A 16131-nucleotide genomic window follows, 5' to 3' on the forward strand; every position below is an offset into this window, starting at 1 on the left:
CAATGGAAACATCTAAATTAAATACTGAAGACGGTTATCAATCTAGACTCGAAAAAGATGAAGTTGATGTTTCTGAGCTGTTTACGGTCGTAGCCTCTAGAAAGTGGTTTTTGTTCGGTATAACATCGATTTTTGCAATTTTGTCTATTGCGTTGTCTTTGTCTTTGCCAAATATATATAAATCAGAAGTGCTGCTTTCTCCTGCACATGAGTCAAAAAGCTCGAATCTTGGTGGGTTAGCGGGTCAACTAGGTGGGATAGCTGGCCTGACCGGGATTTCTTTAGGTGGCGGCGATGATAAAACAACGCTTGCATTAGAAGTTTTAAAGTCGAGACAATTCATTAAAAGTTTTATTGAAAAACACGATTTACTGCCAGATCTAATGGCTGTAAAAGAGTGGAATCAGGGGAAAAATGAAATTGTTTATGACGAAGAGTTATACGATGTTGATAGTAAAACTTGGGTAAGGGATGTCGAACCGCCAAAGACAGCTAAGCCTTCTCGTCAAGAAGCATATATAGAATTTAAGAAGGTCTTTGAAGTTAATGAAGCTAAAGATACTGGTTATGTAACAATCAGTATTGACCATCAGTCGCCAGAAATAGCACAGCGTTGGGTCGAGCTTCTTGTAATGGAAATTAATCAAACTATTAAAACTATGGATGTTGTTGAAGCTGAGAAAAGTATAAAGTTCTTAGAAGAGCAGCTTTCAAAGAACGATATCGCTGAGCTTAAAACGGTTTTATTTGGCTTAATTGAAGAGCAGGTTAAGACTATTATGTTCTCCGAATCTCGCGCCGAATATGTGTTTAAAACAATAGATCCTGCGATTGTACCTGAGTTAAAACACTCTCCAAAGCGCGCTGTAATCTGTGTCGCGGGTACATTATTTGGATTTATTGTTGGCATTGTAATAATTCTAATTGGCTTATTTAGAAATGGTCAAAAGGGTTAGGTAAAGGGTTACTGACCCTTACTAATTAAACTGAGTGAAGTCTTAGATGGTTTATTTTTTACCTTTTATAACATCTTTCGTTGCTTGCGTTTTAGCCGTTTATTTGGTGTATCCGTTGTCTATTAAATATGGACTAGTGGATTCGCCATGTGCGCGTAAGCAACATAAAGGAGAAATCCCTTTAGTTGGAGGGATTGCAATCTACATAGCCATATTGCTCTCTTCATTGCTGTTTTTTAGAGATGATCTCTTGATCGTGTATGTTATATCAAGTACTGCAATACTCATTGTAGGGGTGTTGGATGACAGATTTGAGTTATCGGTAAAGTCACGCATCCTTATTCAAATTATCGCAGCACTGTTCTTGATCTCTCAATCGGGCCTGTACATTGATAGCTTCGGTTATATTTTAGGTAACGAATTTGAGTTATATCTTGGTAAGTTTGGTGTGGTTGTTACTGTGATCGCTGTTGTTGGGGCGATCAACGCATTTAATATGGTGGATGGCATAGATGGCCTTGCAGGTATGTTGAGCTTGGTTTCATTCACTTGCTTAGGTTTCCTGTACTATTACACCGGTAGTCAATGGGCTATTTTACCAACCGTATTTATGGCCGCAATTTTGGCATTCCTCATGTACAACTTGCGTTGGCCCTCTCGCTCAGTACATAAAATATTTATGGGTGACGCTGGCAGTATGCTTATTGGCTTCACCGTTGTTTGGTTACTTATTGTTGGTGTTGATACGAAAGGAGAGGCAGAGGCAATTCTAAAACCTGTCACAGCTTTGTATCTAATCGCCGTTCCTTTTATGGATATGGTTGCAATTATGTACAGACGGGTGAAAAAGGGTAAATCTCCGTTTAAACCAGACAGAGAGCATCTGCATCATATATTTGAACGTATCGGGTTCAGTCGTAAAAGGTCGTTACTCTACATTTCCCTAATAGCAATTGTTATCGCCATTGCTGGATGTTTGATGCAAGTCTTAGGTGTACCTGAGTGGATAATGTTTTCAATATTTTTGTCGCTGTTTTTAATTTACAACTTTGCTTTGATGCATGTATGGAAAATCACGACTTGGGTGAGAAAGCATCGTGATAAACGACTTTCCTAACGTTAGTAAAAGTTAATTTAAGAGACTCAGCATGAAACAAATTCTCAATTTGATTGGCAGAAAAGAAGCACTATTTACGCAAGATATCTTATCTGCTGAAAAAGAACTAAAAAAAGCCGTATCTACATCTAGGTTTTTGGTGTTAGGTGGTGCAGGTTCAATCGGTCAAGCCGTTACCAAAGAAATATTTAAAAGAAACCCAAAGAAACTCCATGTTGTTGATATTAGTGAAAACAACATGGTGGAGTTAGTCCGTGATATCCGGAGCTCATTTGGCTATATAGATGGTGACTTTCAAACGTTTGCGCTAGATATTGGTTCAATTGAATATGACGCCTTTATCAAAGCGGATGGTGAGTACGATTACGTTTTAAACCTATCCGCATTGAAGCATGTACGCAGTGAGAAAGACCCATTCACTCTGATGCGTATGATTGATGTAAATGTTTTCAATACAGACAAGACAATTCAGCAATCAATTGATAAAGGTGTAAAGAAATACTTCTGTGTATCAACAGATAAGGCAGCTAACCCAGTTAATATGATGGGTGCATCAAAGCGTATTATGGAAATGTTCCTAATGCGTCGCAGTGAACAGATTGACATTTCTACTGCGCGTTTTGCTAATGTTGCATTTTCTGATGGTTCTTTATTACACGGATTTAATCAGCGTATCGAGAAAAAACAGCCTATCGTGGCTCCGAGTGATATCAAACGTTATTTCGTTGTACCTCAAGAGTCCGGTGAATTATGTTTAATGTCTTGTATATTTGGTGAGAATAGAGACATTTTCTTCCCTAAATTGAGTGAGTCGTTGCACCTTATCACTTTTGCAGATATTGCCGTTAAATACCTCAACGAACGTGGTTATGAGCCTTATCTGTGTAAAGACGAGAATGAAGCGCGGGAGCTTGCTAAAACACTCCCAGCAGAAGGTAAGTGGCCTTGTTTATTTACTTCTAGTGATACAACCGGTGAGAAAGACTTTGAAGAGTTTTTCACTGATAAAGAAGTGTTGGACATGGAACGATTCGAAAACCTAGGTATTATCAAAAACGAAGCACTCTACGAGAATGAACTTTTAGAATTGTTCGAAAATACCATTGCCAAATATAAATCAGATAAGCAGTGGAGCAAAGAGGAAATCGTAAAGCTATTCTTTACTATGATCCCTGATTTTGGACATAAAGAAACTGGTAAATACCTCGACAGCAAAATGTGATTTGGAGCCACCATGACGCCATTAAAAATCAATGACTTTGTGCGTGAACTGTACGCAACTAATGAATTCATTCCTCTGCATGCTCCAACATTTTGTGGTAACGAAAAAGCCTATGTTACGCAAACAATTGACAGTACATTTGTCTCAAGTGTGGGTAAATTTGTCGATGAGTTTGAAACAAAAATGGAAGAGTTAACTGGTTCTGCTAAGGCGGTTGCCACGGTAAATGGTACTGCCGCATTACATGCCGCTTTGTACATGGCAGGGGTCCGCGCCGGTGATCTTGTAATTACTCAGGCCTTAACATTTGTGGCAACGTGTAACGCTGTGCACCATATGGGGGCAGAAACTGTTTTTGTTGATGTATCGCCAACAAGCTTAGGATTATGTCCTAAAGCGTTGGATGAGTTTTTGCAGGAACATGCAATTCAAACTGAACAAGGGTGTATTCATAAGCAAACTAAGCAACGCTTTCAGGCTGTAGTGCCAATGCATACCTTCGGTCATCCTGTTGAGCTAGATGAATTAATGCAAGTATGCAGTAAATGGAATATAGCAGTTGTTGAAGATGCGGCGGAAAGCTTAGGCTCATACTATAAAGGCATGCATACTGGGACTTTTGGCGAGTTTGGTGCAGTTAGCTTTAATGGCAATAAAATAATAACAACTGGTGGTGGTGGCATAGTTTTGTGTAAATCAGCGGAAGCTGGCGCTCATACCAAGCATATAACTACCACCGCAAAAGTGCCCCATCCATTCGAGTTTTTTCACGATGAAGCTGGCTTCAATTATAGAATGCCAAACTTGAATGCCGCATTAGGGTGTGCCCAATTGGAGCAGCTTGAATTATTTGTAAAACAGAAAAGATCGCTTGCTCACAAGTATTGTGACTTTTTTGCAAACTCAGACTTTAAGTTCGTTGTTGAGCCTGAATACGCACAGTCAAATTATTGGTTAAACGCCGTAATTTGCCCAGACAAAGAGGCAAGGGATAGACTACTTAAAGAGACCAACGCAGCGGGTGTGATGACGAGGCCAATTTGGCAATTAATGCACAGATTACCTATGTTTGAAAATGCTCCGCGAGGTGATCTTAGCAACTCTGAATATATTGAATCTAGGCTAGTTAACTTACCAAGTACTCCTTTGGAATTAATATGAAAGTAGCAGTCGTTACAAGCACAAGAGCTGATTTTGGCTTATTGTTGCCTCTGATACAAAAGTTAGAAGCCGACCCTTTTTTTTCTGTTAGTATTTTGGCTACGGGCAGCCACACTGATAGCTCCCGGGGTGATACACTTCAAGAAGTTCACAATGAGGGTATCCAAGACCTTCATGTGATAGAAGTTGATACTAATGATACGTCAGATGTAGGGGTAGCGGTTTCAGCTGCACACACTTTAGAGAAGTTCTCGACTAAATTCGAAGAGTTGAAACCGGATCTAGTAGTTTTATTGGGCGATAGGTATGAGATTTTATCGGTCGCAATGGCTGCATTTTTATTAAAATTACCAATTGCGCATATCTCAGGTGGAGATGTGACCACTGGTGCTTTGGACGACTCTATAAGACATAGTATTACCAAATTATCTCATATTCACTTCCCTACTACTAAGGAATATCGACAGAGGGTTATCCAGTTAGGTGAGCAACCTGACCGTGTTTTCAACGTCGGAAACCTGTGTATTGATAATGTAAAGATGCTTGAGAAAGTCGAGGCTAAAGAACTAGAACAGTTTTTAGATTTTGACTTGAATAGATTCAAGCAAAACATATTAGTTACTCTGCACCCGGAGACAACGAGAGATAACCAAGCGTCCTTGAATGAAATTTTCTTTAATGCGTTAGCACAGTTAGAGGATGTGGGTATAATTATTACCTACCCAAACCATGATGCGGGCGGGGATTCCATTATTGAAAGTATTCTGAACCTTAAGCGACAAAAAATAGACGCAGTGTGTGTGCGTGAGTCGTTAGGCATGCGCCGTTATCATTCATTATTGACTCATGTAAATGCAGTGATTGGTAACTCCTCCAGTGGGATCACTGAAGTACCGTCATATGGTATACCAACAGTTGATGTTGGTGATAGACAACAAGGTAGGATCAGAGCTAAGTCCGTTATTAACGTCGATTATTGTGATGCAAGCATTCAGAATGCAATCACCCTAGCTCTTGGTGAAAAAATGCAGCAAGAGTGTCTATCCGCAAAAAATCCATATGGCGATGGCAATACCGCAGAGAGAATAGTTAAAACCCTGAAGCGTATTGAAACGAATGGGTTAATTAAGAAGGTTTTTTATGATGCATAATATTAAGCATGTTTACATTATTGCTGAGGCGGGCGTAAATCATAACGCAGACTATGATATGGCTAGGGAAATGATTAAAGTCGCAAAGGACTCCGGTGTAGATGCGGTTAAGTTTCAAATAGCTGTGCCAGAGCTTGTTATGACTAAGTGGGCAGATAAAGCTGATTATCAAGAAGCAAATACTGGCGGTGATGAAAGCCAGTTAGAAATGTGTAAAAAATTGCACTTAAAATTGTCAGACTATGCTGGTCTTAAAGATTATTGTGATGAGCTTGGAATTACGTTTTTAGCAACTGCATTTGACCAACCTTCATTCGAAGTACTCAAAGAGTTGGGTGTAGATACTTATAAAATACCTTCTGGTGAAGTAAACAACCTGCCTTATTTAAGAATGCATTGTGAAAAGGATATTAAGGTTATTCTTTCAACTGGTATGGCAACAATGGCAGAAGTTAAAGAAGCTGTTGCTGTATTGACAGAGGGCGGTGTCGACAAAGCGAATATCACGGTGCTTCATTGCAATACTGAGTATCCAACGCCGATGGGAGACGTCAACCTTAAGGCTATGGCTCATATTCAGACAGAGCTAGGGGTAGAAGTCGGTTATTCTGATCATACAAAAGGTATCGAAGTACCTATTGCTGCTGTTGCTCTAGGGGCAACTTGTATTGAAAAGCATTTCACATTAGATCGGACATTACCTGGACCAGATCACATTGCAAGCATTGAGCCAGATGAACTGAATTTAATGGTAAGTTCTATCAGGAATATCCAAACAGCGATAGCTGGAAGTGGTGAAAAGAAGCCTTCAGAAAGTGAAAGTAAAAATATCGCCATTGCGAGACGTTCAATCGTTGCGAGTGGACCAATCAAAAAAGGTGAAATTCTGACGGAAAAAAATATCACGGCAAAGCGCCCAGCAACGGGGTTGAGCCCAATGCTTTGGGATGAAGTAATTGGTACTGCTGCGATTAAAGATTACGCTGAAGATGACTTAATTGAGCTATAAAATGAACAAGACTGTATTATTTCCAAATGCTGGCCGCAGAGTTGAGTTAATTGAACGTTTTAGAGCTGCGGCAAAAAAAAGCGACATTCAACTGACCATTATTGGTACAGATATTACAACGGATGCACCAGCACTCCAGTTTTGTGATGTAACTTACATCTTTCCAAGAGAGCGTAATGAAACGACAGTAGGAAAGTTTAGCGATCTTATTGAAAAGCACAGCATTGATATTGTTGTTTGTACTATTGACCCAGATCTTGAGTTTTTTTCTAAATACAGAGATCAGCTGTCAAATGTCAATGGGCGTAAAATCAATCTGTTATTATCCGATGCAAATGTTATTAATGCATCTTCAGACAAACGTAAGACCGCAAGCTTTTTTGAAAACATTGATGTTCGAACGCCTAAAGTTCTAGATAAACCGACAACTTTCCCTGTATTTGCAAAGCCAAATAATGGAAGTGGTTCATTTGGAGCTAAGTTACTTAAAGATGAATCTGAACTTGAGACGTATTTAAAAGAGTTTGGTGAGCATGATCCCATTTTTCAACAGTTTATTTCTGGGACTGAATACACTATAGACTGTTTTGTAACCGATGAAGGTATAGCGGTCGCTTCTCCTCGAGAGCGCGTCAAGGTCAGAGGTGGTGAGGTAACAGTCAGCAAAACGGTCGCACTTCCTGAGTTGGAAGCACAAGCCAAAGAGGTTTTGTTATCAGGTGGTTTTTATGGCCCTGTAACACTTCAGGCAATTGTAGATGAAAAACTAGGTATCGGTTATTTTATTGAAATAAATGCACGTTTTGGTGGCGGCTCTATTTTATCTATTGAAGCAGGTTTAAATAGCCCGAATTACATACTGTCTGGCAGTCCAGACTGGTTTAAAGGTTTACGAAGAAACCTCACGATGATGAGGTATGACATGTCGGTGTTTAGTGAAGGTTAAGATGAAGAAGCTGGTAATCTTTGATTTAGATGACACTATATATGCAGAAAAGCAATATAACTTGGCATGCTATCGTGCGGCTTCCGATAAATTTTACGAAGATTTTAAAGTAGATATATACCCTTATATTTTTCAGGAGTTTAATCAAGGTAATTACCGTGATTTATTCTCATTGGCAATAAAAGAGGTTGGGGTGGAATGCTCAGAAGACTATATTCGAAATGAACTAGTTTCGACTTATAGAAGTTTCCAGCCCGAGTTGACACCTTACAAAGGGTTTGAGCGTCATATCGATAATCTACGTGATAAATATGCATTAGCAATCATCACAGATGGACCCCTAGATATTCAGAAGGCAAAAATTAAGGCTTTGGGGATTTCAGAGTACTTTGATGTTATTCTTTGCTCCTCAGAGCTGGGAGCTGATGTACGCAAACCAAGTGCTCAGCCTTATGAATATGTTTTAAATAAACTAGGTATGTCATACAAAGATAGTGTTTACATTGGTGACAATAAAAAGAAAGATTTCGTGTATCCAAATAGTTCAGGTATGCATTCTATCCATATATTGAATAAAGTGGAGAATGACAATCTGATCTACGGACGCCAAGACGGTGAAAGTGCGCAGCATTACTGTGAGTCATATGAAGAGTTGGTAATGTTGTTAGAGTCTATTTTTGAATAATCACGTATTGTAACTAAGTATGCTGAACAAAGTTAAATCGCTGAAAAAATCACTAACTAGTGATAGAGAGAGTATATGAGCCACTGTTGGAAAAACGCATTAATTTTTGAAAATTACACAATCAAGCAAGCCCTTGAAGTAATAAATAGAGAAGCTTTGCGTATTGCAATTGTTGTTGATGAAGACGGCAAATTAACAGGAATGATCTCAGATGGTGATATTCGCCGAGGTTTACTAGAGGAAGTAGCGCTGACTGATTTGGTTACTGAAGTAATGAATACTAGCCCAGTAACAGCGATAGAAGGGACGCCTAAGCATCAACTTGTTGCACTAATGCGTGAAAGAGATATTTTGTCTATACCTTTGCTTGACTCTGAAAATAAAATAGTAGGCCTTGAAACACTACACAGCGCACTTCAAATAGAAAAGCACGACAACCCTATCTTTATTATGGCTGGCGGGTTTGGTACGCGGCTTAGACCACTTACAGATAGTTGCCCTAAGCCAATGCTTAGAGTCGGCGGTAAACCTATGCTGGAAACTTTGATAAATCACTTTAAGGCAAGTGGATTCTATAAGTTTTACATTTCGGTACACTACTTGCCAGAGGTCATCACTGAGTACTTCGGTGATGGCAGTCAATTTGGTGTAGAAATAACCTACGTTTACGAAGATAAACCATTAGGCACAGGCGGTGCTTTATCACTGTTACCGGATGATATCCCTAAATCTCCCCTTATAATGGTTAATGGCGATATCTTAACAAACGTTGATTTCGCAAAAGTTGCGCATTTTCATGAACAAAATAGCGCAGACGCGACAATGTGTGTTAGAGACTATGAAATCAAAATACCGTTTGGCGTTATTGAAGGGGAAGGACATACGATTTCGGGCATCGTGGAAAAACCTACCTACCGTTACTTTGTTAATGCTGGGATTTATGTGATATCTCATAAAGTGATAGAGTCTCTAAAAGGGAAAAATGAGTATTTGGACATGCCAACACTGTTTGAGTTGAAACAGCAGGAAGGACAGAAAGTGCTCAAATTCCCAATTCATGAATACTGGTTAGATATAGGCCGACATGACGACTTTAATAAAGCGCAAATTGACATTCACAATTTAGGCCTAGTTTAATATGTTGAAAATATTAGCTATTGTACCTGCAAGGGCAGGAAGTAAAAGGCTTCCTAAAAAAAATGTTAGAAAACTCAATGGTACTCCGCTAGTTGGCTACACTTTGAATGCCGCAACGGCTTCAAAATATATTAGCCACACTATCGCAACGTCAGATTGCCCAGAGGTTTTAGCGATAGCCAAAGAGTATCCAAACACAACTGCATTGCTACGTCCAGATGAACTGGCAAGTGATACCGCGACATCTATTGATGTTGTTAAACATGCTATTGATTATGCGCAAGAGCAAGGTATTGAGTTTGACACAATTTGCTTATTGCAGCCAACTTCCCCGTTGAGAGATTCGGAAGATATAGATAACGCGATCGAGCTATTTATAGCTAAAAATGCGAAGGGTGTCGTATCAATGACTGAATGCAGCCACTCACCTTTGTGGGCGACGCCTTTGGAAACTGAGGGGCAGTTTAAGCAATTTTTAAGTACGCTGACGGGAACACGTTCACAAGATTTGCCAAAATATTACCAACTGAACGGTGCTATTTACCTCGTTGATAGGGTTATTTTCAAGCAAGAGGGTAAATTGCTTTTTGAACACGAATTTTATCCTTTCATTATGTCTAGTGAAAACTCAGTCGATATAGATACTGAAATTGATTTTCTAACAGCTGAGTTGATAGTTAAAAATAGAATTTAGTCTTTATCTAATGCAATTTAGCATTAGTTCTTTTTGTGGGTGCCAACTAACTGCGCTCAAGCCTCTATAAGTAACTACAAGTTAGTTGAGTTTTATTATTCGGATGAAAAATATATGCAGTTAAGTGGTATCTATTACCAAAACGCAATTTCAAGGCTGGTATTATTCCTATTTTTCTTTACACCATTTTTATCATTGTTAGTTTACAATGCCTTTGGAGTAAAGATTCTAGCCGCAGTACCTGCTTTGCTCAGAGACATGCTGGTATTGCTTTTTGTCGTATTTGGTGTGATTTACAAATTCTTCTTAGATAGAAGAATTCACTTTACTCTGTTGCTTTTTTTCTTACTAGTTACATCTATCTCTATTTCAATTCTATCTGTAAATTTAAATTCAGTAGGCTTTGATGAATTCGTAAGTGTTATTGCTAACAATATTAGACGGTTTATATTCCCGTTTCTAATTTTTTACTTTTTCTTATTTTACTTTAAGTACAAAGATATTAGCTTACTCGCTAAGTTTATTACGGCGTTTTGGGTTTTTGGCCTTTTTGAGTGGCTTATGCCACTTATGTTTTGGGAAAAAATGGGGCTTTTAGAATACTGGAACGAGTATGCCAATTCAGTATCTTCGACTGGTGGAACTCATGATGAACTGCAAGGTTATCCTCGACTATTTACATTTGATACGTATTACTTGATAGGTCAGAAATCGAGACGATTGATCTCTTTTTATATCGAGCCGACAACGACTGCTGCATTAGCCCAAGCGTCTGTGATTTTTGGGTTGCTGTTCAAAAGAAAAGCGATTGTTTGGCTAGCGAGTATTGCTGGTTTTCTGACCTACTCCAAAGGTTTTATTATATTTTTTATTCTTTTAACTCCAATGTTAATTCTGTATAAATATGTATCTCTACGTTTGCTGAAATTTTATTGTAACATAATTGCCTCTTTGCTCTTTGGTATGTTATTCGCAGGCTTTTTTATCTTTTTAGCATTCCCGCAAATTGTTCAGTTCGGATTGTTTGCACATTTAGAAGGGCTGTACGAATATTTCATACACTTTAATATTCTTGGTTACGGCGTTGGTAACGTAGGAAGTTTTAGGTTTGACTCTATGTGGGGAGGTGTATACCATCGCGTCGGAGTTGAATCTTCACTGGCTAATTTAATATCTCAACTCGGTGTATTGGGCTTCCTCGCTGTTTATGGTTTGTTCGTATTTTTCTTAAATAGGGCTATCACAGAAAAAGAGACAATTTATGTCTATTTTGGGGTGATCTTGTATGTATTTGTTTATTCAACAAGTAATTCATCCACAGGCTACTCAGGCAACTTCCTAATTTATCTACTTGTTGTGATTGTATATAAGTATTCATCTATGAATTCCGTGAAATTGAAGAGAGGGGAAGAAAATGCCTAAGGTTCTGTATTTAGATAATTTTAATAACTTTGACTTTTTTCTTGAGCTTTCTAAGCAGGCGCATGATATTGATATGGATTTCATTGTTTTTAACAACCTGAAAGATGCGGTGGTTAAAAAAACGGATTCTCAGAGCTTTATCTTAAAAGCAAACATGACAAAAACTCCCAAGTGTAATGCAATTACTGATCAAGAATTTCGAATTGCAATAAAAAATGATCGCTTGTTAGGGTTATTACCAGAGAAGTTAAGTTTGAGGTTGATGAAAGGTTATGTAAGTCAGCTTGAAGAAATCCTCGATGCTAAGCAGTACGACATTGTGTTGGGTGAAATATCTTGGGCGCTGGAATATTTAGCATTTTTGTTGTGCGAGAGAAAAGGGATTAAATACAGGCATCTATTAAATTTACCTCTACCTGAAGTGAAAGCAGTGGCGTTTGATGCAGACCATAGTATGGCAAGCTTAAAAGAATGTGCGAATTGTGCATCTGACTCTTCATTTGAAATTAGTTATCAAAGCATGTGTGTACGCGTAAAAGAATGTTTTGAAAAAGGCAATATTCCAATGAATTATAAACCACTCATTTCGAGTGACTATAGAGAGTGGAAACCTCTTTGGTGGCTGAGTGCGCTTTCATACCATTCTAACAAGAGAACATATGCGCCTTTATATGAGAAAAGAGCGGTATCATTGAAAGAAGCTTTGAACGTTTCCAACAAAAAAGTGCTTTATTTTCCTCTTCATGTTCAGCCTGAGTCTACGCCAGATTATGTATCGCCTTATTACAGTGATCAGTTTGAGTTAATAGCAAGGGTGAGTGAACAGCTTGGTGACGAGTTTGTGATACTTGTAAAAGAGCATCCAAATAAGTTTTCTCCGAGATCTGTTAAAGGGTTTGAACGGCTTATGAGAATTAAGAATGTTATATTCTTGTCGTTATCTGAAAATGCAAAAGATATTATGGAAAAAGCCGATCTAGTGCTCACTATAGCTGGTACAAGTTGCTTGGAAGCGGTCAATATGCGCAAACCTTCAGTTGCTTTCTCCAATATCTATTACACAGATCTGCCGGGTGTCTTCGACGGCAGACAAGCACTAGAGAAAAATCAGCTAAAATTATTGCTTGAAACTGCGCTAGAACACACTGAATTCAGTGACAATGCCAATGGCCTTGTTGAAGAGTTTGGTGTAACAGGCTTTGTGCACGATCCAGCTTTATTTCCGGAGTTATTTGAAAGCCAAAATCTCAAAGCCGTAGAAGACCTCATCGTTCACCTGTGTGAAAATAGGGTTGATTCTTGAAAAAAGCAATAAGTGGTGTCCTTGGTATCAAGGTTTTAAATCAGTTGTGTGCATTTTTGGTATCTATCGGAATTGCACGATTTTACGGTGAGTATCAGCTGGGTCAATTTGCTTTGTTTACGACACTGGCTATGGTGTTTTGTATCGTTTCTTCTCTCGGAAGTAATGTTTATTTACAGCGAGAGCTTTCGGGGGAATCTTTAGAGCAGAGTAAGAACTTGCTGGTGCAGGCTTGCTTATTTCGGGCACTTAATACCGGTATTTTGATTATTTTAGCGGGTTTATTTAATGCCGTAACAGCCTCTTTTGAATGGGGTCAATTTGCCGTATTCTTTGCTGTTTTATTTTTCTTTCAGTTTCTTAATTTTGCTGCTTATATACTTAAATCTCAAAGTAAATTTGTCGTCTCAGAATTGCTTGAGTGGGGCGTATTCAGGCTCGGTATTGTTATTGGCTTTATTGCATCGTTGCTTTACCTAAATGCTGACATCATTTACATATCATTATTGGGCATACTGGCACTGACTAGCTGCTTTGTAATTTACAAAGGTCAGTTACAACTGGGGTTGGAACCAACAAACTTTACTTTTGATTTCGAGAAAGTAAAAACAATCGCAATCGGATCACTACCATTTTTAGTAACACAGATCTCCGCATTATTACTAATTTACACTGATACATTATTTATCGCGGCCTTGCTTGGTTATGAACAGCTGGCTTATTACGATGTATGTTATAAATTGGCGGCAGTGGTGCTATTTTTAAATGCCTCTATCACATCTGTCATTTCTACCAGAATTAGCCAGCTTTATAAGGCAGGAGAGCTAAGCTCTGTACACAACTTGGTTAAAAAAGTTTGTGGTTATGCGTCACTTGCTGCAATTGTTGGCTTTTTTGTAGCCATTGCACTATCTAAATTTGCATTAGGCTTATGGGGAGAGGAATTTATACAGTATAATGATCTGTTTATGCTGTTATTGGTAGGAATTCTCTTGCAATTTGCACTGAGCGCAACGTCGACGTACCTTTCTATGTCAAGCAGAGCAAAATTGTGTGCTAAAATTACGCTTTTGTTTGGTACGGTGAACTTATTGCTTAATCCATTGTTAATCTCAAAATTTGGGCTTATTGGTGCTGCTGTTGCAACGCTATCAGCTCAGGTGGCAATAACGTTATCATGTGCATATTTCTATTTAAAACAGCGCAAGGCTGAGCTACTCACTGTGGGTAAATAAGCTCGTCTGCGAATTCGATAGTTTTGTTAAATAAATATTTGCGTGGCTACTTTAGGTGTTTGCATTGAAGGTAGCTACAAACCTATGGTTTCCTAATGAAAAAAATGTTGTTTATCAGCCCGCGTGAACCGGTCAATGTAGCAGGCGGCGGGTTATATAAGACTAAAAGGCTACTGGCTTATTTTCGCGAAAAGTTTCACGTCAAAGAGTTTTATCTAACTGAATCAAGCTCTGTTAGTCAAGAAAACATATATCAAGTTAAAATCAATGATAAGAAGTACCAGCCGACGCTCGCAAACTTGATTGGAAGCTATATAGAGGGTGTCCCGTTATCTGTGTATAGAAACACACCTGAAGATTTTGATAGTAGGCGATTTAACGAGCTGGCGAGCTGGGCCGATATCATTTTTGTTGATCACTTCTTTATGTATCAGTTCGTACCAGACTCTTTTGCTGGTAAAATTATATTTCACGAGCATAATGCGGAATTTAATATTTGGGAAAGGCGCGCTTCAATTGAGGGGAATATTCTCAAGTCTTTATTACTAAAGCGTGAAGCCAAACGTGTTTTCCAATATGAGAAAAAAAGTGCATTGGCATCTGATCTAGTATTCGCTGCGCCAAATGATATTGCCTGCTTGAAGGATGCTGGCTGTGATACAGCTCGTTTTGCGACAACTTATCACTTAGGTGAAGATAGCCTATTGAATACAGCGTTAAACAACTTCCATGGTCTTGAGAATAACTTGGTGTTTCTCGGCGGGTTAGATTGGGAGCCAAACTTTAATGGTGTGTTGTGGTTCTTAGAAAATTGCTGGGATACTCTACGTAGTGAAACGAATGGTGAAGTTAAGCTACATTTAATTGGTAAAATTAGTGAGCAGCAAAAAGTTCAATTGTCAGAGTATTCAGGTGTAGTGTGTTTAGGCTTTGTTGATGATCTCAATGATGCATTGTCTCAAGCTAAGGTGTTTATATGCCCATTGCAGTTTGGCAGTGGAATGAAAGTTAAAAATATAACCGCTTGTTATAAAGGGCTGCCTGTTGTAACGACCTCTATCGGAGCTGAAAGCATTGAGTTTGTGGATGGTGAGAATTGTCTAATTGCGGATCAGCCAAGAGAGTTTGTTGATGCTATTCGTTCTTTGCTAGACAGCAATGAATTATGTGCTGAGATCGGCGCCAATGCTAGGGCAATGTCAGAGAAACAGTATTCTTGGGAAGAAATGCTAAACAGCATGTATCTTGAGATAATTAAATAAAAGGTTTGTAGAGTTAAATTCATGTCTTTAAAAGTTTTTGGAATCGATTTTAAAGGGTTGTCTAAAAAAGAAGTAATGAACGTCGACGACGAGTTGAAGTTCGTAACAACGGTGAATGCAGAGTTCATCGTTGAGGCCAATAAAAATAAAGACTTTCTTAGAATCCTAAACAACAGTGTTGCAACGTTCGATGGGCAAATTCCATATATAATTGCCAAGCTAAAGTCAGGTAAAAAATTTGACAAAATCAGTGGCTCGGATCTGATTTACGATGTCATAAAAAAATCAAAAGATAGCCAAGAACATGTGTTCCTGCTTGGCGATAGGGAAGATGTTAATCAGCGCGCTGTAGATAAAGCAATAAATGAATATGGTGCTCGCTGTTCGGGCTTTTCACCGCCATATGAAGCTAATGGGTTTTCTGAGCAATCTAATAATGCCATGCTAGAAAAAATTTCTAATGCTAAACCCACATACTTGTTTGTTGCATTTGGTGCTAAAAAACAAGAGCAATGGATTTATGACAACTTAGAAGCCTTGCAAAATATTGGCGTAAAGTGGGTAGTCGGGTGTGGCGGAAGCATTTCATTTTTCTCAGGAGAGATTAAGAGGGCGCCGCTGTGGGTTCAGAAGGCTGGCCTTGAAGGGGTATATAGACTAGTCCAAGAGCCTAAATTATTTCGCTTAGTCAGACTAGTTAAGAGCCTGAGGGTTTTCTTTTACGTCTGGAAGTAACCTTTTGCAATTGGTTATAAGGTCACTCTGCAAATACTAGATAAAGTAGAGATAACCTTAAAATTTAGAGTTTGAAATAGCTTAATTGAGCCTTAT

General features: G+C 38.7%; 15 protein-coding genes. All 15 read left to right on the forward strand.

The window, feature by feature from the left end; all coding sequences use genetic code 11:
• The first annotated feature begins 2 nt into the window (after positions 1 to 2).
• The 15 genes from N483_RS04005 to N483_RS04075 all read left to right on the forward strand — a co-directional run bounded on the left by N483_RS04005 (position 3) and on the right by N483_RS04075 (position 16035).
• Complete coding sequence (locus N483_RS04005) at positions 3 to 956, forward strand: Wzz/FepE/Etk N-terminal domain-containing protein (RefSeq protein WP_023397338.1); 954 nt, start codon at positions 3 to 5, stop codon at positions 954 to 956.
• A gap of 46 nt (positions 957 to 1002) precedes the next feature.
• Positions 1003 to 2073: a UDP-N-acetylglucosamine--undecaprenyl-phosphate N-acetylglucosaminephosphotransferase gene (gene wecA, locus N483_RS04010; protein WP_023397339.1), complete on the forward strand. Its 1071-nt coding sequence runs from the start codon at positions 1003 to 1005 to the stop codon at positions 2071 to 2073.
• A 31-nt stretch (positions 2074 to 2104) separates the two neighbouring features.
• Entirely contained in the window at positions 2105 to 3295 is a 1191-nt protein-coding gene (locus tag N483_RS04015) for a UDP-N-acetylglucosamine 4,6-dehydratase (protein WP_023397340.1), read from the forward strand.
• 12 nt (positions 3296 to 3307) lie between these two features.
• Entirely contained in the window at positions 3308 to 4456 is a 1149-nt protein-coding gene (locus N483_RS04020) for a LegC family aminotransferase (RefSeq protein ID WP_023397341.1), read from the forward strand.
• The gene (neuC, locus tag N483_RS04025; protein ID WP_023397342.1) at positions 4453 to 5607 is read left to right on the forward strand and encodes a UDP-N-acetylglucosamine 2-epimerase; all 1155 of its coding nucleotides are present in this window, start codon (positions 4453 to 4455) and stop codon (positions 5605 to 5607) included. Before N483_RS04020 ends, neuC begins: the two co-directional genes overlap by 4 nt.
• Positions 5597 to 6616: an N-acetylneuraminate synthase gene (gene neuB / locus N483_RS04030; protein ID WP_023397343.1), complete on the forward strand. Its 1020-nt coding sequence runs from the start codon at positions 5597 to 5599 to the stop codon at positions 6614 to 6616. Before neuC ends, neuB begins: the two co-directional genes overlap by 11 nt.
• 1 nt (position 6617) lies before the next feature.
• Positions 6618 to 7562, forward strand: a complete 945-nt coding sequence (locus tag N483_RS04035; protein WP_023397344.1) for an ATP-grasp domain-containing protein — start codon at positions 6618 to 6620, stop codon at positions 7560 to 7562.
• 1 nt (position 7563) lies between these two features.
• Positions 7564 to 8247 (forward strand): HAD family hydrolase, encoded by a 684-nt coding sequence (locus tag N483_RS04040; RefSeq protein WP_023397345.1) that lies wholly within the window; start codon positions 7564 to 7566, stop codon positions 8245 to 8247.
• Between the two features lie 75 nt (positions 8248 to 8322).
• Positions 8323 to 9384: a nucleotidyltransferase family protein gene (locus N483_RS04045; RefSeq protein ID WP_023397346.1), complete on the forward strand. Its 1062-nt coding sequence runs from the start codon at positions 8323 to 8325 to the stop codon at positions 9382 to 9384.
• Between the two features lies 1 nt (position 9385).
• Positions 9386 to 10078, forward strand: a complete 693-nt coding sequence (locus N483_RS04050; RefSeq protein WP_023397347.1) for a cytidylyltransferase domain-containing protein — start codon at positions 9386 to 9388, stop codon at positions 10076 to 10078.
• 114 nt (positions 10079 to 10192) lie between these two features.
• A complete protein-coding gene (locus tag N483_RS04055) occupies positions 10193 to 11500 on the forward strand; it encodes a hypothetical protein (RefSeq protein ID WP_023397348.1) in 1308 nt (435 codons plus the stop codon).
• On the forward strand, positions 11493 to 12803 hold the full coding sequence (locus N483_RS04060) for a capsule polysaccharide export protein (protein WP_023397349.1): 1311 nt from the start codon (positions 11493 to 11495) through the stop codon (positions 12801 to 12803). The genes N483_RS04055 and N483_RS04060 overlap by 8 nt, the downstream gene beginning before the upstream one ends.
• On the forward strand, positions 12800 to 14038 hold the full coding sequence (locus N483_RS04065) for an oligosaccharide flippase family protein (RefSeq protein ID WP_023397350.1): 1239 nt from the start codon (positions 12800 to 12802) through the stop codon (positions 14036 to 14038). Before N483_RS04060 ends, N483_RS04065 begins: the two co-directional genes overlap by 4 nt.
• 95 nt (positions 14039 to 14133) lie before the next feature.
• Positions 14134 to 15300, forward strand: a complete 1167-nt coding sequence (locus N483_RS04070; protein ID WP_023397351.1) for a glycosyltransferase family 4 protein — start codon at positions 14134 to 14136, stop codon at positions 15298 to 15300.
• Between the two features lie 21 nt (positions 15301 to 15321).
• The gene (locus N483_RS04075) at positions 15322 to 16035 is read left to right on the forward strand and encodes a WecB/TagA/CpsF family glycosyltransferase (RefSeq protein WP_023397352.1); all 714 of its coding nucleotides are present in this window, start codon (positions 15322 to 15324) and stop codon (positions 16033 to 16035) included.
• Positions 16036 to 16131: the final 96 nt, after the last annotated feature.

This window comes from Pseudoalteromonas luteoviolacea NCIMB 1944, from assembly GCF_001625565.1.
Lineage (GTDB): Bacteria > Pseudomonadota > Gammaproteobacteria > Enterobacterales > Alteromonadaceae > Pseudoalteromonas > Pseudoalteromonas luteoviolacea_F.

What these genes read in the sequence shown, in the direction of transcription:
- N483_RS04005 (WP_023397338.1), top strand. Translation starts at nt 3, where the DNA reads ATGGAAACATCTAAATTAAATACTGAAGACGGTTATCAATCTAGACTC.
- wecA (WP_023397339.1), top strand. Translation starts at nt 1,003, where the DNA reads ATGGTTTATTTTTTACCTTTTATAACATCTTTCGTTGCTTGCGTTTTA.
- N483_RS04015 (WP_023397340.1), top strand. Translation starts at nt 2,105, where the DNA reads ATGAAACAAATTCTCAATTTGATTGGCAGAAAAGAAGCACTATTTACG.
- N483_RS04020 (WP_023397341.1), top strand. Translation starts at nt 3,308, where the DNA reads ATGACGCCATTAAAAATCAATGACTTTGTGCGTGAACTGTACGCAACT.
- neuC (WP_023397342.1), top strand. Translation starts at nt 4,453, where the DNA reads ATGAAAGTAGCAGTCGTTACAAGCACAAGAGCTGATTTTGGCTTATTG.
- neuB (WP_023397343.1), top strand. Translation starts at nt 5,597, where the DNA reads ATGATGCATAATATTAAGCATGTTTACATTATTGCTGAGGCGGGCGTA.
- N483_RS04035 (WP_023397344.1), top strand. Translation starts at nt 6,618, where the DNA reads ATGAACAAGACTGTATTATTTCCAAATGCTGGCCGCAGAGTTGAGTTA.
- N483_RS04040 (WP_023397345.1), top strand. Translation starts at nt 7,564, where the DNA reads ATGAAGAAGCTGGTAATCTTTGATTTAGATGACACTATATATGCAGAA.
- N483_RS04045 (WP_023397346.1), top strand. Translation starts at nt 8,323, where the DNA reads ATGAGCCACTGTTGGAAAAACGCATTAATTTTTGAAAATTACACAATC.
- N483_RS04050 (WP_023397347.1), top strand. Translation starts at nt 9,386, where the DNA reads ATGTTGAAAATATTAGCTATTGTACCTGCAAGGGCAGGAAGTAAAAGG.
- N483_RS04055 (WP_023397348.1), top strand. Translation starts at nt 10,193, where the DNA reads ATGCAGTTAAGTGGTATCTATTACCAAAACGCAATTTCAAGGCTGGTA.
- N483_RS04060 (WP_023397349.1), top strand. Translation starts at nt 11,493, where the DNA reads ATGCCTAAGGTTCTGTATTTAGATAATTTTAATAACTTTGACTTTTTT.
- N483_RS04070 (WP_023397351.1), top strand. Translation starts at nt 14,134, where the DNA reads ATGAAAAAAATGTTGTTTATCAGCCCGCGTGAACCGGTCAATGTAGCA.
- N483_RS04075 (WP_023397352.1), top strand. Translation starts at nt 15,322, where the DNA reads ATGTCTTTAAAAGTTTTTGGAATCGATTTTAAAGGGTTGTCTAAAAAA.